This is a genomic window from Kosakonia radicincitans DSM 16656 (genome assembly GCF_000280495.2).
GTDB lineage: Bacteria > Pseudomonadota > Gammaproteobacteria > Enterobacterales > Enterobacteriaceae > Kosakonia > Kosakonia radicincitans.
In genome coordinates this window covers 1,428,859-1,450,438 of record NZ_CP018016.1, presented here as the reverse complement: position 1 = coordinate 1,450,438, position 21,580 = coordinate 1,428,859, and the positions used below count along the sequence as shown (strand labels likewise).

The following is a 21,580-nucleotide window of genomic DNA, read 5'->3' as shown; positions in this document are numbered from 1 at the left end:
AATTGTATCGAAATGTCACAAAAAAGACTTCGCTTTTCGTACGCTTTACGAGAAACATAACATGCGGTCGTTCGGGATGTTTTTTCGCGGCGAAGACCGCTAAACTTGCCAGGCGTTTACCGGAACGAAGCAAGAAAAATCCGGTCATACAGGTGTTTCCAAACAAACAGGTGAGGTTATGTTCAGGCAGTTGAAACGAACGCTGGTCGCAACCCTTATCGCTACAGTGGCGGCAGGTACGGTTATTCCGGCATGGGCCGATTCGGCAGACAACCTGCCAGATATGGGCACGTCCGCCGGCAGTACGCTCTCCATTGGACAGGAGATGCAGATGGGCGACTACTATGTGCGCCAGCTACGCGGCAGCGCGCCGCTGATTAACGATCCACTGCTGGTGCAGTACATTAATGCACTGGGCATGCGGCTGGTGGCGCATGCTGACTCCGTAAAAACCCCGTTTCACTTCTACCTCGTCAATAACGACGAAATCAACGCCTTCGCCTTTTTCGGCGGCAATGTCGTGTTGCACTCTGCGCTTTTCCGTTACACGGACAACGAGAGCCAGCTCGCCTCGGTGATGGCGCACGAAATTTCCCACGTCACGCAGCGCCACCTGGCGCGCGCGATGGAAGATCAAAAACGCAGCGCCCCGCTCACCTGGGCCGGCGCGCTGGGTTCAATCCTGTTAGCGATGGCCAGCCCGCAAGCGGGGATGGCGGCGCTTACCGGGACGCTGGCGGGCACGCAACAGGGCCTGATCAGCTTTACCCAGCAGAACGAACAGGAAGCGGATCGTATCGGCATCCAGGTGCTGCAGCGTTCCGGTTTCGACCCGCAGGCAATGCCGACATTCCTCGAAAAACTGCTCGATCAGTCACGCTATTCAACCCGTCCGCCGGAAATTCTGCTGACGCACCCCCTGCCGGAAAGCCGCCTTGCCGATGCGCGTAACCGCGCTAACCAGATGCGTCCGGTGGTGGTTCAGTCTTCGGAAGCGTTCTACATGGCCAAAGTCAGAGCGCTCGGCATGTATAACTCCGGGCGTAACCAACTGACCGATGACTTGCTGGATGGCTGGTCGAAAGGCAATGTGCGCGAGCAGCGCGCCGCGCAATATGGCCGCGCCCTGCAGGCAATGGAAGCGAAAAAATTCCCTGAGGCGGCGAAAGCGTTGCAACCGTTGCTGAGCGCCGATCCGAATAACGCCTGGTATCTCGATCTGGCGACCGATATCGATTTGGGGCAGAACAAAAGCGCCGATGCGATTAAGCGCCTGAACGCCGCCAGCGAGCTGAAAACCAACCCGGTGTTGCAGCTCAACCTGGCGAACGCCTACCTGGAAGGCGGGCAACCGGCGGAAACGGCGCGAATCCTCAACCGTTACACCTTTACCTATAAAGATGATGTGAATGGCTGGGATCTGCTGGCGCAGGCGGAAGCCGCGCTCGGCAATCGCGACCAGGAACTGGCCGCCCGCGCGGAAAGCCTGGCGCTGGTGGGCAAACTGGATCAAGCCATCACATTATTGAGCAGCGCCAGTTCGCAGGTGAAACTCGGCAGCCTGCAACAGGCACGTTATGATGCGCGTATTGATCAGCTGCGCCAGTTGCAGCAGCGCTTCAAACCGTATCAGAAGATGTAACAAGGAGAAGAGATGTCAGACGCGGTGCAAATCTACCATAACCCTCGCTGCTCAAAGAGCCGTGAAACCCTGAACCTGCTGAAAGAGAACGGCGTCGAGCCGCAGGTGGTGCTCTATCTGGAGACGCCGCCGGATGCGGCGACCATCAAACAACTGCTGCAGATGCTCAGCATGTCCAGCGCACGGGAACTGATGCGCACGAAAGAGGATCTGTATAAGTCCCTGAACCTTGGTGATAACACATTATCCGAACAGGAATTGGTGCAGGCGCTGGTGGATAACCCGAAGCTGATTGAGCGCCCGATTGTGGTGGCAAACGGTAAAGCGCGTATCGGCCGTCCGCCGGAGCAGGTTTTAGACATTATCGGTTAAATTTGATTGCCCGGTGGCGCTACGCTTACCGGGCCTGCAAACCGTGCAGGCCGGATAAGACGTAACCGCCATCCGGCCATGATTTATAACTTGAGAATATCTTTCACAAACGGGATGGTCAGCTTGCGCTGGGCGGTGATGGAAGCGCGATCCAGCACATCGAGAGTATCGAACAGCGTACGCATTTCTCTGTCCAGCCGTTTGAGCAGAAAACGGCCCACATCTTCCGGCAACTCAAAACCACGAATGCGCGCACGCAGCTGCAGCGCCTGTAGCTTGTCTTCATCGGAGAGCGGTTGCAGCTTGTAGATCTGCCCCCAGTCCAGCCGCGAAGCCAGATCCGGCAGCCCAAGATTCAACTGGCGCGGCGGACGATCGCCGGTGATCAGCAGACGGGTTTTGCCCTGTTCAAGAATTCGGTTATAGAGGTTGAAGATCGCCATTTCCCACGGCTCGTCACCGGCAATGCATTCGATATTATCGATACACACCAGCGAGAGTTGATCCATACCCTCCAGCACTTCCGGTACGAACCAGGTGCGTTTATCCAGCGGCACATAGCCAACGGCATCGCCGCGCCTGGAGAGCTCCGCACAGGCGGCGTGCAGCAAATGGCTACGCCCGGCGCCTTCACGCGACCAGAAATAGATGTATCCGCTGTGTGCCTGGCGCAGAACGTTTTGCAACGCCGCCAGTAAAGAGGGGTTATCACCCGGCCAGAAACTCGCGAAGGTTTCATCGTCGGGTAAATATAATGGCAAAGAGAGCTGTGCCGGTGTGTTCAGAGGGACCTCAACAGGGCTTACAAAAAACGCAGCGAGTTTACCATAAAACATGGCAAAGTTTGAACCGGGCGCGAAACCCGGCTCAAACAGCAGGCATTAACCCTTCGCGGCGTCGTTGTCCTGCGCGTCCAGCACCACTTCTTCCGGGCGCAGTACGCTAATCAGTTTGAAGATCAGGCTCAGACAAACGCCAACAATGGTCGCCAGCGCCATGCCCTTCAGTTCCGCCGCGCCAATGTGCACTTTCGCGCCGCTGACGCCGATGATCAGAATGACGGAAGTGAGGATCAGGTTCTGCGCTTTGCTGTAATCGACTTTCGATTCAATCAATACGCGAATACCGGATGCGCCAATCACGCCGTACAGCAGCAGCGATACACCACCCATGACCGGAACCGGGATGATCTGGATCGCCGCCGCCAGTTTGCCGACGCAGGAGAGCAGGATCGCGATAACAGCCGCGCCGCCGATAACCCAGGTGCTGTAAACGCGGGTGATGGCCATTACACCGATGTTCTCACCGTAAGTGGTATTCGGCGTGGAGCCAAAGCAGCCGGAAATGATCGTCGAGAAACCGTTAGCAAACATCGAACGATGCAGGCCCGGATCGCGAATCAGATCTTTTTTGATGATATTCGCCGTCACCACCAGATGCCCCACGTGCTCGGCAATCACCACCAGCGCCGCAGGCAGAATGGTGAAAATGGCAAACCACTCGAAACGCGGCGTATAGAATGTCGGCAGCGCAAACCAGTGCGCCTGCGCGATCGGCGTGGTATCGACAACGCCCATGACGAAGGAGAGCGCGTAGCCCGCCAGCACACCAATGAGGATCGGGATAATCGCCATAAAGCCACGGAACAGCACGGAACCAAACACCGTTACGCCCAGCGTGACCATCGAAATGATCACCGTTTTGCTATCCGCGCTTTGGCCTTCAGCCGGCAACAGACCGGCCATATTCGCCGCCACACCCGCCAGTTCCAGGCCGATAACCGCCACGATAGCGCCCATTGCCGCAGGCGGGAACATCACATCCAGCCAGCCGGTACCGGCTTTCTTAACGATAAAGGAGACGATGCAGAACAAGACGCCGCACATAATGAAACCGCCCAGCGCCACTTCATAACCGAGCGGCAACAGCAGCAGCACCGGCGAGATAAACGCAAAGCTGGAACCGAGGTAAGCCGGGATTTTCCCCTTACAGATGAAGAGATAAAGCAGCGTCCCGATACCATTGAACAGCAGCACGGTGGCCGGGTTAATGTGAAACAGGATTGGCACCAGCACGGTCGCGCCAAACATGGCGAACAGGTGCTGCAAACTAAGCGGGATCGTCTGCAAAAGCGGCGGTCTTTCACTCACCCCGATAGCACGGCGCGTCATAATGTTTTTCCTCTGAGTGTTGTTGTTTATCTCCCCGTCCTTTGCGGCGGGCAGTTTATGAATCCAAAAAAAAGCCGACTATCAAAGTCGGCTTTCGATTTGTCATGCGTTACTTCGTACCAAAGATTTTGTCACCGGCATCGCCGAGGCCCGGAATAATGTAGCCGTGCTCATTGAGGCCCTTGTCGATCGCCGCGGTATACAGCTCAACGTCCGGGTGCGCTTTCTCCAGCGCCGCCAGACCTTCCGGCGCGGCAACCAGCACCAGAACTTTGATGCTGTGACAGCCTGCGTTTTTCAGCAGATCGATGGTGGCAATCATTGAACCACCGGTCGCCAGCATCGGGTCAACCACCAGCGCCATACGCTCGTCGATGTTGGACACCAGTTTCTGGAAGTACGGTACCGGCTCCAGCGTTTCTTCATTACGGTAGATACCGACCACGCTGATGCGCGCGCTCGGCACGTGCTCCAGCACGCCTTCCATCATGCCCAGACCGGCACGCAGAATCGGCACCACGGTAATTTTTTTACCTTTGATCTGCTCAACCTCCACCGGGCCGTTCCAGCCTTCGATGGTGACTTTTTCGGTTTCGAGGTCAGCCGTCGCTTCATACGTCAGCAGGCTGCCCACTTCTGAGGCGAGTTCACGAAAGCGTTTGGTGCTGATATCGTTTTCACGCATCAACCCAAGCTTGTGTTTGACGAGTGGGTGTTTAACTTCCACGACCTTCATACTCTTCTCCTTTCCCCTGACAGGTGGCAGCCACAAAAAAAATCGCCGGATTATACCGCTTTTTTTCCGTTGCGCTACAGATAGCCGCTTGATCGCGATCAATCAGGCTGGAAAATAGTATATCGGAACTTATAAGGTACGCCCGGCAATAATAGGCTCGCAAACGTTTGCCTGGGCTGCTAGAATTGCGCCGAATTTTATTTCTACCGCAAGAAAACGCGTGGGGACTGAAGCAGTGACCGATAAAACCTCTCTCAGCTATAAAGATGCCGGTGTTGATATTGATGCAGGCAATGCTCTGGTTGACCGAATCAAAGGCGTGGTGAAGAAGACCCGCCGTCCGGAAGTGATGGGCGGTCTGGGCGGCTTCGGCGCGCTGTGCGCTCTGCCGCAAAAATATCGTGAACCGGTACTGGTTTCCGGCACTGATGGCGTTGGCACCAAGCTGCGTCTGGCAATGGATCTGAAACGTCATGACACCATCGGTATCGACCTGGTCGCCATGTGTGTAAACGACCTGGTGGTACAGGGCGCTGAGCCACTGTTCTTCCTCGACTATTACGCCACCGGCAAGCTGGACGTGGATACCGCCGCCAGCGTGATCAATGGCATCGCCGAAGGTTGCCTGCAATCCGGTTGTGCGCTGGTTGGCGGCGAAACCGCAGAGATGCCGGGCATGTATCACGGTGAAGATTACGACGTGGCCGGTTTCTGCGTGGGCGTGGTAGAGAAAGCAGAAATTATTGACGGCTCCAAAGTGGCCGACGGCGACGTGCTGGTGGCGCTGGCTTCCAGCGGTCCGCACTCCAACGGTTACTCGCTGGTGCGTAAAGTGATAGAAGTAAGCGGCTGCGATCCGCTGACCACCCAACTGGAAGGCAAACCGCTGGCCGATCACCTGCTGGAACCGACGCGTATTTACGTGAAATCGGTGCTGGAGCTGATTGAAAACGTTGATGTACATGCTATCGCTCACCTGACGGGCGGCGGTTTCTGGGAAAATATCCCGCGCGTGCTGCCAGATAACACCCAGGCAGTTATCGACGAATCCTCCTGGCAGTGGCCGGCGGTCTTCAACTGGCTGCAAAGCGCCGGTAACGTCAGCCGTCATGAAATGTACCGCACCTTCAACTGTGGCGTCGGTATGGTTATCGCGCTGCCTGCCGCGGAAGCGGATAAAGCCATCGCCCTGCTCAATGCCAAAGGTGAAAACGCGTGGAAAATCGGTATTATCAAAGCATCCGATTCCAGTGAGCGTGTGGTCATTGAATGAAAAACATTGTGGTGCTGATTTCCGGTAACGGAAGCAATTTGCAGGCGATTATCGACGCCTGCAAACAGAAGAAAATCAACGGCACCCTGCGGGCAGTATTCAGTAACAAGGCCGACGCGTTCGGCCTTGAACGTGCGCGGGAAGCGGCAATTCCTGCGCATGCCCTTCTTGCCTCGCAGTTTGCCAGCCGCGATGCCTTCGATCGTGAACTGATGCATGAAATTGACGCCTACGCGCCGGATGTGGTGGTGCTGGCAGGTTACATGCGCATCCTCAGCCCGGCATTTGTTGCCCATTACGCCGGACGTCTGCTGAATATTCACCCTTCACTGCTGCCGAAATACCCAGGCCTGAACACGCACCGCCAGGTGCTGGAAAATGGCGATGAAGTACACGGCACCAGCGTGCATTTTGTGACGGAAGAGCTGGATGGCGGCCCGGTCATTTTGCAGGCCAAAGTCCCGGTGTTTGACGGCGACACGGAAGAAGAGATCACCGACCGCGTACAAGCGCAGGAACACGCGATTTATCCGCTGGTGGTGAGCTGGTTCGTTGATGGCCGCCTGAAGATGGAGAATAACAGCGCGTGGCTCGATGGCGTCTGTCTGCCTCCTGAAGGCTATGCGGCCGACGAATAATCGTCCCCCTTTATTGTTCTGCTGCCGGATGGCGCGATGCTTATCCGGCCTACGCTGTTTTCCTGGGCCGATATCAGGCCGGATAAGCCGAAGCCGCCATCCGGCGTCAAACGCGCCCAATGTATTCTTATCCCCGCAGTATTTTCATCACCTTAAGTCAGAAAAAAGATTACTGTCATACTTTTTTGGCACAGTTGGACATCTTAGGGCTAAGCTCGCCATAATAAGTTGTGTTATACGAAGGAACGCCAGCAACGTTCACCTGTCAGTCGCGGACACCGTAAGAGTGAGAAGATATTGCTGTGTCCCGAGTAAGAACCGGAGTGTAAACAGGAATGGGTCAGGAAAAGTTATATCTCGAAAAAGAACTAAGCTGGTTGTGCTTCAACGAACGTGTTCTCCAGGAAGCGGCAGACAAAAGTAACCCGCTAATCGAGCGCATGCGTTTTTTGGGAATCTATTCCAATAACCTCGATGAATTTTATAAGGTGCGTTTTGCCGAACTGAAACGCCGGTTGATCATCAGCGAAGAGCAAGGCACCACTACCAACTCACGTCATCTGCTGGGCAAAATTCAATCCCGCGTGCTGAAGGCCGACCAGGAATTCGACAGCCTGTACAACGACCTGCTGCTGGAGATGGCACGCAACCAAATCTTCCTGATCAACGAACGGCAACTGTCGCAAAACCAGCAAAGCTGGCTGCGCAACTACTTCAAGCAGTATCTGCGCCAGCACATTACGCCGACGTTGATAAACCGTGAAACCAACCTGGTGCGGTTCTTAAAAGATGATTACACCTATCTGGCGGTCGAGATCATTCGCGGCAACGATATCCGTTACGCCCTGCTGGAGATCCCGTCGGACAAAGTACCGCGTTTCGTGAATCTGCCGCCGGAAACGCCACGTCGCCGCAAACCGATGATCCTGCTGGACAACATTCTGCGCTACTGCCTTGATGACATCTTTAAAGGCTTCTTCGATTACGATTCGCTGAATGCCTACTCGATGAAGATGACCCGTGATGCCGAATACGATCTGGTGCACGAGATGGAATCGAGCCTGATGGAGCTGATGTCGTCGAGCCTGAAACAGCGTCTGACCGCCGAACCGGTACGCTTTGTTTACCAGCGCGATATGCCCGACGCAATGGTGGCAATGCTGAGTGAGAAGCTGACCATCTCCCGTTATGACTCCATTATCCCCGGCGGGCGTTACCACAACTTTAAAGACTTTATTGGCTTCCCGAATGTCGGCAAAGCCAACCTCGTCAACAAACCGATGCCGCGTCTGCGCCATCTCTGGTTTGACAAATTCCGCAACGGTTTCGATGCCGTTCGCGAACGCGATGTACTGCTCTATTACCCCTACCACACCTTCGAGCACGTGCTGGAGCTGCTGCGCCAGGCGTCTTTCGACCCGAGCGTGCTGGCGATTAAAATCAATATCTATCGCGTGGCGAAAGACTCACGCATTATTGATTCGATGATCCATGCGGCGCACAACGGCAAAAAAGTGACCGTGGTGGTGGAGTTGCAGGCGCGTTTCGATGAAGAAGCCAACATCCACTGGGCGAAACGGCTGACGGAAGCGGGCGTGCAGGTGATCTTCTCGGCACCAGGTTTAAAAATTCACGCCAAGCTGTTCCTCATCTCCCGCATGGAAGGTGAAGAAGTGGTGCGCTACGCGCATATCGGTACCGGGAACTTTAACGAGAAAACTGCACGTCTATATACCGACTACTCGCTGATTACGGCCGATGCGCGCATTACCAATGAAGTGCGCCGGGTGTTTAACTTTATTGAGAACCCGTATCGCCCGGTGAATTTCGATTACCTGCTGGTGTCGCCGCAAAACTCGCGCCGCCTGCTGTATGACATGATCGATGCCGAGATCGCCAACGCGCAGAATGGACAGCCTTCCGGCATTACGCTGAAGCTGAACAACCTGGTGGACAAAGGGCTGGTGGATCGCCTCTATACCGCTTCCAGCTCCGGCGTGCCGGTGAATCTGCTGGTGCGCGGTATGTGTTCGTTGATCCCGGAGCTTGAAGGCATCAGCGAAAATATTCGCGTGATTAGCATCGTTGACCGTTATCTTGAGCACGATCGCATCTATATTTTTGAGAACGGCGGCGATAAGCGAGTCTGGCTCTCTTCCGCTGACTGGATGACCCGTAATATTGATTACCGTATCGAAGTGGCAGCACCGCTGCTCGATCCACGGCTTAAACAGCGCGTTCTGGATATCATTGACATTCTGTTCAGTGATACGGTAAAAGCCCGGTACATTGATAAAGAACTGAGCAATCGCTACGTGCCGCGCGGCAATCGTCGCAAAGTACGCGCACAGCTGGCGATTTACGATTACATCAAATCACTCGAGCAGCCCGATTAATCTATGCCGATACAAGAAAAGATGCCCCGCCCGGAGGAGTTCGCCGCGGTCGACCTGGGTTCCAACAGTTTCCATATGGTGATTGCACGCGTGGTGGACGGGGCGATGCAAATCATCGGCCGCCTGAAGCAACGTGTGCATCTGGCAGATGGTCTGGACAGCAATAACATGCTGAGCGAAGAGGCAATGGAGCGCGGGCTGGCCTGCCTGTCGCTGTTTGCCGAGCGCCTGCAAGGGTTCGATCCCTCCAGCGTCTGCATCGTAGGCACGCACACGTTACGCCAGGCGCTGAACGCCACGGAGTTTCTCAAACGTGCCGAAAAAGTGATCCCCTACCCTATTGAAATCATTCCGGGCAACGAAGAAGCGCGACTGATTTTTATGGGCGTGGAACATACGCAGCCGGAGAAAGGTCGCAAGCTGGTGATTGATATCGGCGGCGGTTCGACGGAGCTGGTTATTGGCGAAGATTTCGAACCGAAGCTGGTAGAAAGCCGTCGCATGGGCTGCGTCAGCTTTGCGCAGATGTACTTTCCCGGCGGCACCATCAATGGTGAAAACTTCCGCCGCGCGCGCATTTCCGCCACGCAAAAGCTGGAATCGCTGGCCTGGCAGTTCCGCATTCAGGGCTGGAATGTGGCGCTGGGCGCGTCCGGCAGTATCAAAGCAGCGAATGAAGTGCTGATCGCCTCAGGCGAGAAGGACGGGTTTATTACTCCGGAGCGCCTGGAAAAACTGGTCGATGAAGTGCTGAAGTATAAAAACTTCAGCGAACTGAGCCTGCCAGGGCTTTCTGAGGAACGTAAAGCGGTGTTCGTGCCGGGCCTCGCCATTCTGTGCGGCGTATTCGATGCGCTGGCGATCCGCGAACTGCGTCTCTCCGACGGCGCGCTGCGTGAGGGCGTGTTGTATGAGATGGAAGGTCGCTTCCGTCATCAGGACATTCGCAGCCGTACGGCGCAAAGCCTTGCCAGCCAGTACAATATTGACCGTGAACAGGCTCGCCGCGTGTTGGAAACCACCACGCAGATGTACGATCAGTGGCAGGCGCAAAATCCCAAGCTCAACAACCCGCAACTGGCGGCGCTGCTGAAGTGGGCAGCGATGCTGCATGAAGTGGGGCTGAACATCAACCACAGCGGCATGCACCGCCATTCGGCCTACATTCTGCAAAACAGCAACCTGCCCGGTTTCAACCAGGAACAGCAGCTGATGATGGCGACCCTGGTGCGCTGTCATCGCAAAGCGATCAAACTCGACGAGTTGCCGCGCTTTACGCTGTTCAAGAAGAAGCAATTTTTGCCGCTGGTTCAGTTACTGCGCCTTGGCGTGTTGCTGAATAATCAGCGTCAGGCGACCACTACGCCGCCAACGCTGTTTCTGAAAACCGATGAGAATCACTGGACGCTGCGCTTCCCGCATGACTGGTTCAGCCAGAACGCACTGGTACTGCTGGATCTGGAAAAAGAGCAGGAATACTGGGAAGCGGTCACCGGCTGGCGGTTAAAAATCGAAGAAGAACAAGCTCCGGAAGTGGCGGCCTGAGCCGCCTTCCACTTACTCTTTGGCCAGCGTATCCAGCGGAGCAGGCTTACCAATCAGATAACCTTGTAGATAATCGATACCCAGCGCGACAGCCGCGCTGCGTATCTCTTCGCTTTCAACATACTCCGCCACGACCTGCATTTTCTTCATCCGCGCCAGATGGCAGATAGATGCCACGATTTGATAGTCCAGGCTGTTTGCGACGATATTACGGATAAAACTGCCGTCTATTTTCAGCATATCGGCGTTCACATCTTTCAACTGGGCGTAGCTGGCATAACCGGTACCAAAATCATCAATGGCAACCCGGCACCCCATTTGTTGTAACTGGGCGAGCGTTTGCCCGGCCTGCTGTATATTCGGCATCATGCTGTTTTCGCTGATTTCAAAAATCAGTTGCCACGCTTCGATAGCGTAATCCCGCAGCAGGGTTTTTACCTCCTGCGCGAACTGCGCACGGCAGACAGAGGCCGGAGAAAGGTTGATCGAGAAACGCTGTGCTGGCAGCGTCTTGCGGTTATGCGCCATAAAGCGCAGCACATTTTCAATCACCCACAAATCAATCCGCGACGACAGACCGAACTCCTGCGCTACCGGTAAAAACTCACTCGGTCGGATACAATGTTGCGGATCCTCGCCCAGGCGCAGCAGAATTTCATAGTAGCTATCGCCGCGCACGCCGGAAATCAACTGCGCCATCAGCAGAAAATGATCCGCTTCCAGCGCCTTTTGCAGGCGATTCATCATCTCGGCTTTGCTTTTCAGACTACGTTGCAGGTTTGCCACGCCCCGGTTCTGCAGGTTTTCCGGCCGGTTGGTAACCAGCGAAATATCGGCCGTGGTGATCATCTCGCCAAGCAGCAGATAAAGATGCTGAACAGGCGAACGGACATAGCAATAGCTGATACCAACGGGTAACTGCACCTGCATCTCGTCCCAGATGAAACGAAACTGTTTGATGTGCGCATCCAGTTCATCAATACGCGTCTGCCAGGCGTGGGTATTCAGGCGAATCACCAGATCGTGGCCCGAAAGCTGGTGAACAGCCTCCCCCTTCTGTAATAACGGCTTTAACCAGTTAGCCAGGTGCTGTTTAAACTGGATGCGAAACATCACGCCATAGCTGCGTCCTAAAAGTTCAAGCGCCGGTATGCGCAGGAAACAGAGCACCGACCATGGGGTATTCGCCAGCTCGCGGCTTAGCGCCCGCAGATTCGGTAAATGCGTCATCGGATCGACCGACGCCAGCCGGCGGGTTCGGTTAAACACCGCTCGCCGCCGACTCGCGATTCCTGCCAGCACGAGGATCATGAATGTGAACGTCAGGTAACGGGAAGAGATGATAGCGATCTGCACATCTCTGGAGGTAAAACAGGACAAACTGCGATAAAAATAGTGGATCGTCAGAATCAGCAGCGGCGACCAGACAAACGACATAAACCGGAAGCCGTAACGCATCGATCCCCACAGCATCACTGGCAGCAGCAGCGAGAGCGTATAGTTGGTGTTAAAGATAATGCTGCAACTGGTGGAAGGCATTAACAGTTGGTACTGCAACCCCAACACCAGAGAGAACCAGACACACAGTTCCAGCCAGGTTACTTTAGGATCAAATTCCATGCGCAGCTGGGAAAACCATGAAAGCGCATAGCGTGGGTGGCGAATAATGCGGATCAATAAATAACTTAATGTAACCCCCGTTACCGCCCCCGCTAACAGCCCCTGCCAGGTGATCAACAGCGACATATCCAGCACCATCCTCGACGACTCGCTCGAGTGCTTGCCGAAGAGATTCAGCCAGTTCCCTAGTTCCAGAAGAAGCAGATATAGCGTTGCAGGGCATAATACGTGCCAGAGAATGCGCTGATAAATCAGCGATGACGTACCATATGTGACCAGATGTCGGCGAGTGACAAATATTCGATAACCGACCCAGCTAAACAGGACAGGAATAAGCTCTTGCACGCTTTTCAGGAGCATACCCAATGGCCCCAAATGCCAGTTATGCCAGATTAACGCAACGATCATGCCTGGCAGCACGGCCCAGCCATAAAACATCATCAGACCGATCAAGAGCGACATTGGCAGGTAATAGAGAATAACGTTCTGCCCGTAAATCGAAGTAAATACATTAGCCAGACTAAATAATGGATAAAAGATAACGGGAAGAACGAACGGCAATGCCCACCATTTATCCTTTAGGGAATTATACTTGTTAATTAATGACATAGACGCTCAAAGACGGTAGCCTGATCCGGGCTGAAATTTAAGCCAGGCATCCAGCCTGGCTTAACAAGACACAAGGGGAAAGCACTCGCAGTAACAGGGTGAAATTTTAGTTCTGCACGGTAAGCGAAAGTTGATATAAATCAAAATAAACGTATCGGCGGGTTTTATTTCCATGTGATTTGTCTGTATTTTTGTTTTTATATTCGCAGCGTAAATATTTAATTTTTCTTATATAATCCCAATATATGTTTTAACGGGCTGCAGGCTTAATTGACCTTCCCCGGAGACTGTGCCTTAATAGCCTTGTCGCCCGTTAATCGGGTATTCCTAAAGGAACCACAGTGAGTCAGGCAACCAGTATGCGAAAACGACATCGATTTGACAGTCGCATGACCCGTATCGTACTTCTCATCAGCTTTGTCTTTTTCTTCGGCCGTTTCGTCTATTCCACCATTGGCGCCTGGTATCATCATCAGGATAAAGTCCAGTCGCAACAAATCAGCCAGACTATCGATCCCACCGCACAACGTTAAGATTTAACCCGTTTTTTGTACACGCTCAGACGCGTGGGTTTGCGCTTGCCCTTTAAAAACTGCAAAAAAATCGCCAGCAAATCGTTTGATATTGCTGACGATAAAAGGACACATTGCGCCTGATGGCGTTTACATCACGCTGTCGGGATCGAAGCTGGCAAGAAACGCATCGGCTTTCTGCGGTTTCGCTTGCAGGTTAAAGCGTTGCAGGATGATATCCGCCGCAGGCCCCGGATTAGGGCTCACATAGACGCCCGGCCCGGATACGCCGGATTCGGTCAGCGCCTTTAACACATGAGCATCGCGTAAAGCATGTCCGACAACCGCGACTTTGCGGCCAGCGAGGCTCTGTTTGATCACCGTAAAGAACGCCTCATTGGCCATCACATCCTGGAGATCCTTCGCCGTCAGCCGCAGGCTTTCCAGTTCGGAGAGGGTTCCGCTGAGCTTAATGATCGAGACTTTGCCCTTTTCCGGTAGCTTCGGATCGGACGGCGTGATCACCACATACGGAATGCTGCTCGTCATGCAGGCGATTTCGAAGAGTGGATCATAGTTGGTGGTGAGGATGGTTTTGAATTTCTTCACTGCCTCAAAATGGGCTCCGGTCGGCCAGACCTTCTGTGGCGTATCCAGTAACGCTTTAACATCCTGCAGCAATGCCTCGCGCCCGCGCTGGCTTTCGTAATACTCCGCCACTTCGTCAAATGAGTAGCGGGTGTAAATGTCGCTGGCCGCAACATCCGGCCAGAGCTGCGCAGCCAGGCTACTGATAATCAGATTCGCTGTCGGATAACCGGCAGATATCGATAGCCCTGCGCCACCGAGAAGCACCCATTTATCATCATCATGCACCGGAAGTGATTCGGCTGATTGCACAGCGGCAGGCGGCGGCGTTAACTGCACATCGCGCAGGCGCAGCAGCTCTTTCAGCGCCGTCTGGGTACAAAAATCCACCAGCGCTTTCGCCACTTTATCTGCAAGATCCTTCGCTAACTCAAATTCCGCGCGAAAATGCCCCGTATCCCACGCGGCCACGGCCTCGCGAAACGCATCCCGCAGCTTGTCCTCTTTGCTTCCATATTCCAGCTTTTTTATAAAGGGCAACACGGGAATATTCAGCGCGCGAGCGGCGTCATATTCAAGATGCGTGACGGATTTCCCCTCTCCACCGCCATAACCGCTCTTCGGCTCCCAGCCGTAGCTGTCGCCAAGAAGCAGGACAAACAGGTGACAATCGCGGATTTTCGGCTCAATCACTTCCCAACTGGTCTGCCCGTTTGGGCTAAACTCTTCGGCATTCACCGGCTCAAAACCAAGAAAATTTAACCGCTCGACCACCTGCTGTCGCTCGTTACGCAGATCCTTCATCGTGCTGCTAATGAACACGCGTAGTTTATTGGCCATTTATTGCCCCTTAGATTTATCAACGCCTTCCCGACACAGCTTCAAACAACTACTTCTCCGCGACCCGCGCCAGCCAGTCGCCATACGCACTGCCCGCATCCGCTGGCAGATTTTGCCGGTGCGCGGCAAATTCCTCGTTCATACCGAAGATTTTCCACACCAGCGGCGTCAGACGCGCCACCGGGCTATTATTGCGTTCGGCTTCGCGCAGCAACTCCAGCGTACGGCTTTGGTATTCGGCCAACGCCTCCGAGTGATAATCAAAGGCTTTTCCCAGCCCGGAGAGATACATCAGTTTCGGCACCTCAACCTGCGGCCACTGGAGCGCCATATGCAGCGGCCAGTCGAGCATCGCCCGCTCGCCCCACATCACCTCGCGCGGCGTGGTTTTGTTCACCACCAGCGTAAGCGTAAACGCCTGCGCCAGCTCGCCCAGATAAATCTCCATCGCCTCCGCAGACGGGCGCAGATAAAACGCATCCAGCGGTTGCTGGCGCGTGAGACCAATTACAGCGAGCAGACGCTGTTCAAGATCGAGCACCAGCGCGCCCAGCTCAGCCTGTTTGCTACGGCCCGCTTCGGCAGCTTTTTTCGTACGCGTTGCGCAGTCCCACAGGCTCAACGTGATGTGCCACTCGCGCTGTTCACCTTCCCCGCTGCAACTTACAGCCCCCGTAACAAAGTAATTCATGGCTGGCGGGACGATATCGAACAACACGTTGCCATCCATTTCACCGCCAATCAGTACCGGCCCGCCGCCTTCGACAACCTGTACATAAAAACGGCTGGCGTAATCGCTCCAGTAGTGTGCCGCTTCGGCAAAATAGAGCGGGATAGCCCGCGCCAGACGGCCAATATCATCCTCGCGCTGTGATTCGCTGCGTTCAGGGCCGTCGTAGAGTTTCGACAGGGCAAAGAAACCAATGGTCGGCGCCCCTTCCGGCTTCTGTGTGAACAGCCAGTTGGCGTTGCACAGGCCGTAATGCCAGATCGGTTGAGTGAGCGACAGCGTGCTGAATTTCAGTTCGGAAGCATCAGCAGGCGTGGAAGTAGCCGCGTGTTTCTGCATCTCCTGAAAGGCTTTGGCGAACTCATCAAGATGCTGTTTCAGCGGCATATACCCCAGCGCGTACATCCGTGCCAGCAGCTTTTCGCCCTCCTCGACATTGCCCAGCGTCTGCCAGGCTCGCAGCAGATTAAGACCAGCCATCGGCTCGTGGCGATGCTCGTCATACACCGGAGCCACCAGCTCAGCAATCAGCGGGATCTGCCCGTTATTGCCGAGATCGCCGGAAATCATCATTAGCGCGCTGCCGTCATACAGACCGGCACTCAGGACTTCCTGATAGAGCGCGCGGGCAGCAGCAATATCCTGATGTTCCAGATAATGACGCGCCAGCCATAACTGCGCACGCCAGCTACCAGGCAGTGCAGACGCGATTTTCAGCGCGGCAACATAAGCGTTTTCCCCGCCGCGCTCCTGCTGAATGCTCACCCACCATAACAGGCCGTTGTCCTGATTCGGATCGGCCTGAATCGCCTGCCACAATGTCTCTTCCGCGCGCTGCTCTTCACCGCGCTCGGCAAACACTTTGGCTAAATTGGTCAGCAATGTGCCGGTTTCGCCCACTTTGGCGATGCCCGCCCGCAGCGTATTTTCCGCCGCCGCCAGCTCGCCATTTTTCATCAGCACGATGCCCTGGATGGTGTGACTGCGCTCGGGAAGATAGTCAATCTCCACCAGGCGTTCGGCGGCAGGGATCAAATCCGCGGCAAAACTATCGTTCAGCCCGCCGATAATCGCCTGATAGAGTTCGGCGGCATCATTGCGTTTCTCTTCCAGCGACGGCAGAAACACCTTCTCGCGCCACTCGCTGCGCGGGATGTGCATCTCCCGCCCGTAGGCGTCGTACGCCACGATCAGCTCATCGCTTTGCGGTGGTTCAGGAGAATGAGTTTCGGTTTCCGGCGTTTTTTTGCCGCTAATGGCAGAAAGGAGGCGTTTAAACATGGCGTTTGCCTTGTCGGTTGGTGGGTTTTTGGCTGTATCAGCGTAGACCTTAACCGTCGCCGCGTCTAAAGAAAAGCCACTAAATACGAGGGGTTAGTGAGGCTATGCACCAGGTTTCAATATCCGATCAGTTCATCGCGAGGCGTTTCAGGATTTCTTTTACATAGTGCTCAATTGCGATGTTATGTTGCTGACCGATCCGCGTAATAAAAGCCTGGAGAGCATCGCTGGTGGAGTGAAGCACATCAGCCACAAGATTGTCGAAATCGCTTTGGGTCAAACGGGGATTTCCCTTCAGCGTGGAATGCTGAAGCACCGTGTGCGCGACGATTTCGAGCACCGCGCGCCGGAAATTATCGGTACGCAGAACATCCAGATCGCGCTGACGGATATCAAAGGTGAAGTTGAAACTGACAAACCCGGAATCAACCGGTAGCGAGTAAGTCAGCCGCTCGCCTTCCAGCCAGACCTGCGGCTCATAGCCGTCGCCCAGTAGCCGTGTTCCTTGCATAGCCTTTTCCCCTGCTTTTATATTCCCCGTTACCTTAACGTTGCGGAAAACAATCCGTAAAGCTATGGCTAATGGTGGTTGCAGTTTTGTGGGAATGAGACTGAAGCCTGGAATATTACTTTTCAGAGCAGTGTTCAATGCAAGAGATGGTAGCGCCGCATTTGACATCTGGAAATATAGGCATAGAAACCGCAAATGACGGCTTCATACAAGGCGGCAATAGAAAGGATTTAATCGTATGAGTATTGGGAAAAAAATTGGGCTAATTGCCATTATTGCTATCGCCATCATTGCGTTTTTGCTTGCCTGGAAATAGCCCGTAATAAAATTTGGCCTCGAAGATGGCGGTAAATACACTGAAAACGATCGCCAGGTATACGGATTCTTCACGCCTGACATTTTAAAGAAAATGCCACGTATAACAGCTAATTACGAGTTTGATTACCATACTGTATCCGGTCCTGGCTCGGTGGGAAACAGCCTGACATTCCACGGCACGACGGATACCAGCCAGATAGATACATATCTGAATTCGCTTGGCTACGTTAAGCAACAGAGTTGCATGGTGCAAGGCGTATGCTGGAAAGGTAAAGATCCAACTGAAGATATTGTCGTCAGCGCAGTTCCTGAAATAAACGTTGTTCTGGTACAGGTCGATTACACACCTGGATCGCGATAAATCCTCAGCCGCAAGGCGCAATGTCGTTCGCTTAAGTGAACGACATTGCGTACTTATACGAACTTAGTAATTTGTGGTGTCCCTACCACTCATGCGCCCTGCTGCTCTCCCGGACAAGTTCTCAATTTTATGGCCTTGATAACGCGAAGGCCAGATGACTTCTGGCTGGGTATTCAGAACCTTAGCAATTAACCGCTCCCCTTTCGGCCAGTGGCGGGTTAAGGCATTAGCGAGTGTGGATGAAGCCAGCCCCGACTCACGGGAAAGCGCCGCCAACGATGTTCCTTTCTTCTTTAAGCCCGCAATAATATCTGCTTTATGCCAGTCCGGATGTTTCATGGTTGTTCTCTTTTTCGATCAACTGTCATGACAAGAACTAAAACTAGCACTGATTAAAAGAGGCGCTCTTTAAAGATGCTAAAGAGCATCATGTTGAATCGCCACGGGTTTAACAGACACCTCAGAGTCATTTAAGATGGCTTAAAGAGAGGTGCCCATGAGCGGTAAGCGTTATCCCGAAGAGTTTAAAACTGAAGCAGTCAAACAGGTTGTTGATCGCGGTTATTCTGTTGCCAGCGTTGCAACACGTCTCGATATCACCACCCACAGCCTTTATGCCTGGATAAAGAAGTACGGTCCGGATTCTTCCACTAATAAAGAACAGTCAGATGCTCAGGCCGAGATCCGCCGTCTCCAGAAAGAGCTGAAACGGGTTACCGACGAACGGGACATATTAAAAAAAGCCGCGGCGTACTTCGCAAAGCTGTCCGACTGAGGTACGCCTTTATCCGTGACAACTCCTGTTGCTGGCCTGTTCGCCTGCTCTGTCGGGTGCTGGATGTTCATCCCAGTGGTTTTTACGCCTGGCTTCAGCAGCCGCATTCACAACGCCATCAGGCAGACCTGAGACTGACAGGACAGATTAAACAGTTCTGGCTGGAGTCGGGATGCGTCTATGGTTATCGCAAAATCCATCTGGATCTGCGTGACAGCGGGCAACAGTGCGGAGTAAACAGAGTCTGGAGACTGATGAAACGTGTCGGAATAAAGGCTCAGGTCGGATACCGAAGCCCGCGGGCACGTAAAGGCGAGGCCAGTATCGTGTCACCCAACAGGCTCCAGCGACAGTTCAATCCGGATGCTCCTGATGAGCGTTGGGTAACGGACATAACCTACATCAGGACCCACGAAGGCTGGCTGTATCTTGCCGTTGTTGTTGATCTGTTCTCACGCAAAATTATCGGCTGGTCCATGCAATCCCGGATGACAAAGGACATTGTCCTGAACGCACTGCTGATGGCTGTATGGCGGCGTAATCCCGAAAAACAGGTGCTGGTTCATTCGGATCAGGGCAGTCAGTACACAAGCCATGAGTGGCAGTCGTTCCTGAAATCACACGGCCTGGAGGGTAGCATGAGCCGTCGCGGTAACTGCCATGATAATGCGGTTGCAGAAAGTTTTTTCCAGTTGTTGAAACGTGAACGGATAAAGAAAAAGATCTACGGAACGCGGGAAGAAGCCCGCAGTGATATTTTTGATTACATCGAAATGTTTTATAACAGTAAGCGTCGGCATGGTTCTAGCGAACAGATGTCACCGACAGAATATGAAAACCAGTATTATCAACGGCTCGGAAGTGTCTAGATTATCCGTGGCGATTCATGTTTCTTTGAGTGAGAAAATGCAGAACAAAAGTGGCATCGGCAGCGCAAACATATCCTCAATGTCCGCAGTGAGCGCAGGCTGTGTGAAAACTCATAGCTTCAATTAGCCAAACAATATTTCTCATCTGTGTTTTAAGAATGTCGTTTAAGTTGACGAGGTAATCTGTGATTTTATTCGGATGACTCAGAAGTTTTTATTGCGGGGAAGAACCTGATATCTGTTGTTACTGGAGGATAAAACGGCTGGAACCGTTAGCCGTATTGTTCCTGCAGCTGAATTATCAATCCTGCAGTACCCCATATCGATAGCATCCTTTTCAGGTTATAAGCCAATATATGTAGACTGATTTCCGTACTGACGTTTTTAAATTTCCGCATCAGGAAGTGCGTTGCACCCATCCACATTTTAATTGTCCCAAACGGATGTTCTACCGTTTGCTTTCGCATGACCACCGCCTGAGGAAATGACTCAAGCCTCGCATGCATTTCTTCCATTTCAGCTTCATGAACCCAACGCCGTATACGCCTTGGATCGCGTTTTGATGTAGTGCATCTGGAGCGCTGGCTGCAATCGCGACAGGCAATATTGTTAAAGTACAACTGTTGCTCCAGTCCGTCCTCTGTTGAGGTAAATCGATTCTGAAGCTCATTGCCCATTGGGCATACATAAACATCTTTTTCCCTGTTATATCTGAACATTGAGCGGTTATAGAGCCCCTTACGTTCAGCACCAGAGGTATCTCCCTTTGGCACCAAAGCCACTGCTCCGCTATCCAGAACTGTTTTAATATCGCTGCGACTGTAATACCCTTTGTCGGCCAGTACTGTTATGTCTTTCCGGCCAACAGCTTTCTGAGCCAGTGTTGCCATTGAACCAAGTTGTCCATTATCTGTTGTGTTGGTGACTTCATGCGCAACAATCAAATGGTTTTTCGTATCCACAGCTGTCTGAACGTTGTAGCAAACTTGCCGGTTCATATTATTTGTTTTCATCAACCGGGAGTCAGGGTCGGTTAAAGAGAGTTGTTTATCTGGCTGTTGTGCGACTGCTTGTTGAATTTCCTGAAGCTCACGTAAGCGCTTTTTTAGCCAAGCCAGTTTAGTGGCTGTTAACTTTGTGTTTGCATCGGGCTCAGTATACTTGTCGGCTTCATCCAGCTTGTTTAAATAATAAGTAATACTTTGCTCAACGCGCTCAATATGGTCATTGGCTTTCTGGGATGTGAAGTTGTTGGGTTTGCTGTTTACTGCTTTGAATTTGCTGCCGTCAATGGCAACAACGACATCAGTGAACATTTGCATTTGCCGGCACAGGCCAATAAAGGCCCGACAGGCATTCCTGATACCTTCACCGTTATCTTTTCTGAAGTCTGCAATGGTTTTAAAGTCAGGCGTTAATCGTTCAAGTAACCACATCAGTTCAACGTTCCGATGGGCCTCTTTTTCCAGTCTACGGGAGGACTGAATTCGGTTGAGATATCCGTAAATGTACAACTTCAGTAGGGTGGCAGGGTGATATCCGGGCCGTCCAGTTCGCTTTGCATCAACTCTGCTGAAACCAAGAGAATCAAGCTTTAATCCATCTACAAATATATCAACCACTCTGACGGGGTTATCTTCAGTGACAAAATCATCCAGTGTATCAGGGAGCAATGTCACCTGATGCCTGTCTTGTCCTTGAATGTGATGGACCATGTCGGTATCCGCAGTATTCATTTGTATGCTTATAATTTTAATGAAAAAGTCATTCCGTCGCATGGGTTTATCAAGAAT

Annotated in this window: 18 protein-coding genes; 9 read left to right on the top strand and 9 right to left on the bottom strand. The window is 53.1% G+C overall.

Annotated elements, in window-relative coordinates; all coding sequences use genetic code 11:
- Window positions 1-178: 178 nt before the first annotated feature.
- Both bepA and arsC read left to right on the top strand, forming a co-directional pair.
- Complete coding sequence (gene bepA, locus Y71_RS07205) at window positions 179-1,642, top strand: beta-barrel assembly-enhancing protease (RefSeq protein ID WP_007370860.1); 1,464 nt, start codon at window positions 179-181, stop codon at window positions 1,640-1,642.
- A gap of 12 nt (window positions 1,643-1,654) precedes the next feature.
- Window positions 1,655-2,014 carry an arsenate reductase (glutaredoxin) gene (gene arsC / locus Y71_RS07200; protein ID WP_007370859.1) on the top strand — a complete coding sequence of 120 codons (360 nt, stop codon included), beginning with the start codon at window positions 1,655-1,657 and terminating at the stop codon, window positions 2,012-2,014.
- 83 nt (window positions 2,015-2,097) lie between these two features.
- Here the strand turns inward: arsC and Y71_RS07195 are convergent, their stop codons facing one another.
- The 3 genes from Y71_RS07195 to upp all read right to left on the bottom strand — a co-directional run bounded on the left by Y71_RS07195 (window position 2,098) and on the right by upp (window position 4,921).
- Entirely contained in the window at window positions 2,098-2,799 is a 702-nt protein-coding gene (locus tag Y71_RS07195; protein ID WP_216637211.1) for a DnaA inactivator Hda, read from the bottom strand.
- A gap of 96 nt (window positions 2,800-2,895) precedes the next feature.
- The gene (gene uraA, locus Y71_RS07190) at window positions 2,896-4,185 is read right to left on the bottom strand and encodes a uracil permease (protein WP_007370857.1); all 1,290 of its coding nucleotides are present in this window, start codon (window positions 4,183-4,185) and stop codon (window positions 2,896-2,898) included.
- Window positions 4,186-4,294: 109 nt separating this feature from the next.
- Window positions 4,295-4,921 (bottom strand): uracil phosphoribosyltransferase, encoded by a 627-nt coding sequence (upp, locus tag Y71_RS07185; protein WP_007370856.1) that lies wholly within the window; start codon window positions 4,919-4,921, stop codon window positions 4,295-4,297.
- Between the two features lie 235 nt (window positions 4,922-5,156).
- Between upp and purM the strand changes: the two genes are divergently transcribed.
- From purM to ppx, 4 genes are all read left to right on the top strand, one after another.
- Window positions 5,157-6,194: a phosphoribosylformylglycinamidine cyclo-ligase gene (purM, locus tag Y71_RS07180; protein WP_007370854.1), complete on the top strand. Its 1,038-nt coding sequence runs from the start codon at window positions 5,157-5,159 to the stop codon at window positions 6,192-6,194.
- Complete coding sequence (gene purN, locus Y71_RS07175; RefSeq protein ID WP_007370853.1) at window positions 6,191-6,832, top strand: phosphoribosylglycinamide formyltransferase; 642 nt, start codon at window positions 6,191-6,193, stop codon at window positions 6,830-6,832. The genes purM and purN overlap by 4 nt, the downstream gene beginning before the upstream one ends.
- A 335-nt stretch (window positions 6,833-7,167) precedes the next feature.
- On the top strand, window positions 7,168-9,228 hold the full coding sequence (gene ppk1, locus Y71_RS07170; RefSeq protein ID WP_007370851.1) for a polyphosphate kinase 1: 2,061 nt from the start codon (window positions 7,168-7,170) through the stop codon (window positions 9,226-9,228).
- Window positions 9,229-9,231: 3 nt separating this feature from the next.
- A complete protein-coding gene (ppx, locus tag Y71_RS07165; RefSeq protein WP_035888122.1) occupies window positions 9,232-10,773 on the top strand; it encodes an exopolyphosphatase in 1,542 nt (513 codons plus the stop codon).
- Between the two features lie 12 nt (window positions 10,774-10,785).
- On the opposite strand, the gene Y71_RS07160 is transcribed toward ppx, so the two are convergent.
- Entirely contained in the window at window positions 10,786-13,002 is a 2,217-nt protein-coding gene (locus Y71_RS07160) for an EAL domain-containing protein (RefSeq protein WP_035942128.1), read from the bottom strand.
- 341 nt (window positions 13,003-13,343) lie between these two features.
- Here Y71_RS07160 and Y71_RS07155 point away from each other — a divergent pair, with 341 nt between their 5' ends.
- The gene (locus tag Y71_RS07155) at window positions 13,344-13,535 is read left to right on the top strand and encodes a YfgG family protein (RefSeq protein WP_071531982.1); all 192 of its coding nucleotides are present in this window, start codon (window positions 13,344-13,346) and stop codon (window positions 13,533-13,535) included.
- 129 nt (window positions 13,536-13,664) lie between these two features.
- Here Y71_RS07155 and Y71_RS07150 read toward each other — a convergent pair whose 3' ends face one another.
- The 3 genes from Y71_RS07150 to Y71_RS07140 all read right to left on the bottom strand — a co-directional run bounded on the left by Y71_RS07150 (window position 13,665) and on the right by Y71_RS07140 (window position 17,464).
- On the bottom strand, window positions 13,665-14,942 hold the full coding sequence (locus tag Y71_RS07150; RefSeq protein WP_007370847.1) for a DUF4062 domain-containing protein: 1,278 nt from the start codon (window positions 14,940-14,942) through the stop codon (window positions 13,665-13,667).
- 49 nt (window positions 14,943-14,991) lie between these two features.
- Window positions 14,992-16,953 carry a tetratricopeptide repeat protein gene (locus Y71_RS07145; protein WP_007370846.1) on the bottom strand — a complete coding sequence of 654 codons (1,962 nt, stop codon included), beginning with the start codon at window positions 16,951-16,953 and terminating at the stop codon, window positions 14,992-14,994.
- A gap of 127 nt (window positions 16,954-17,080) precedes the next feature.
- The gene (locus tag Y71_RS07140; protein WP_007370845.1) at window positions 17,081-17,464 is read right to left on the bottom strand and encodes a hypothetical protein; all 384 of its coding nucleotides are present in this window, start codon (window positions 17,462-17,464) and stop codon (window positions 17,081-17,083) included.
- Window positions 17,465-17,873: 409 nt separating this feature from the next.
- Here Y71_RS07140 and Y71_RS29920 point away from each other — a divergent pair, with 409 nt between their 5' ends.
- On the top strand, window positions 17,874-18,143 hold the full coding sequence (locus tag Y71_RS29920) for a hypothetical protein (protein WP_145954128.1): 270 nt from the start codon (window positions 17,874-17,876) through the stop codon (window positions 18,141-18,143).
- A 63-nt stretch (window positions 18,144-18,206) separates the two neighbouring features.
- Here the strand turns inward: Y71_RS29920 and Y71_RS07135 are convergent, their stop codons facing one another.
- Window positions 18,207-18,482 (bottom strand): helix-turn-helix domain-containing protein, encoded by a 276-nt coding sequence (locus Y71_RS07135; RefSeq protein ID WP_007370843.1) that lies wholly within the window; start codon window positions 18,480-18,482, stop codon window positions 18,207-18,209.
- 157 nt (window positions 18,483-18,639) lie between these two features.
- On the opposite strand from Y71_RS07135, the gene Y71_RS07130 reads away from it, so the two are divergent.
- A protein-coding gene (locus tag Y71_RS07130) for an IS3 family transposase (RefSeq protein WP_085949497.1) occupies window positions 18,640-19,787 on the top strand; the annotation gives its coding sequence in 2 pieces (ribosomal slippage) (window positions 18,640-18,877 and window positions 18,877-19,787; 1,149 coding nt in all).
- Between the two features lie 272 nt (window positions 19,788-20,059).
- Here Y71_RS07130 and Y71_RS07125 read toward each other — a convergent pair.
- Window positions 20,060-21,502, bottom strand: coding sequence for an IS1182 family transposase (locus Y71_RS07125; RefSeq protein WP_072439066.1), 1,443 nt, complete (start codon window positions 21,500-21,502; stop codon window positions 20,060-20,062).
- Window positions 21,503-21,580: the final 78 nt, after the last annotated feature.

Coding starts and splice junctions, on each gene's coding strand:
- uraA (WP_007370857.1), bottom strand. CDS start 4,185: ATGACGCGCCGTGCTATCGGGGTGAGTGAAAGACCGCCGCTTTTGCAG.
- ppx (WP_035888122.1), top strand. CDS start 9,232: ATGCCGATACAAGAAAAGATGCCCCGCCCGGAGGAGTTCGCCGCGGTC.
- Y71_RS07145 (WP_007370846.1), bottom strand. CDS start 16,953: ATGTTTAAACGCCTCCTTTCTGCCATTAGCGGCAAAAAAACGCCGGAA.
- arsC (WP_007370859.1), top strand. CDS start 1,655: ATGTCAGACGCGGTGCAAATCTACCATAACCCTCGCTGCTCAAAGAGC.
- Y71_RS07140 (WP_007370845.1), bottom strand. CDS start 17,464: ATGCAAGGAACACGGCTACTGGGCGACGGCTATGAGCCGCAGGTCTGG.
- bepA (WP_007370860.1), top strand. CDS start 179: ATGTTCAGGCAGTTGAAACGAACGCTGGTCGCAACCCTTATCGCTACA.
- Y71_RS07160 (WP_035942128.1), bottom strand. CDS start 13,002: ATGTCATTAATTAACAAGTATAATTCCCTAAAGGATAAATGGTGGGCA.
- Y71_RS07125 (WP_072439066.1), bottom strand. CDS start 21,502: ATGGTCCATCACATTCAAGGACAAGACAGGCATCAGGTGACATTGCTC.
- upp (WP_007370856.1), bottom strand. CDS start 4,921: ATGAAGGTCGTGGAAGTTAAACACCCACTCGTCAAACACAAGCTTGGG.
- ppk1 (WP_007370851.1), top strand. CDS start 7,168: ATGGGTCAGGAAAAGTTATATCTCGAAAAAGAACTAAGCTGGTTGTGC.
- Y71_RS29920 (WP_145954128.1), top strand. CDS start 17,874: ATGCCACGTATAACAGCTAATTACGAGTTTGATTACCATACTGTATCC.
- Y71_RS07135 (WP_007370843.1), bottom strand. CDS start 18,482: ATGAAACATCCGGACTGGCATAAAGCAGATATTATTGCGGGCTTAAAG.
- purN (WP_007370853.1), top strand. CDS start 6,191: ATGAAAAACATTGTGGTGCTGATTTCCGGTAACGGAAGCAATTTGCAG.
- Y71_RS07150 (WP_007370847.1), bottom strand. CDS start 14,942: ATGGCCAATAAACTACGCGTGTTCATTAGCAGCACGATGAAGGATCTG.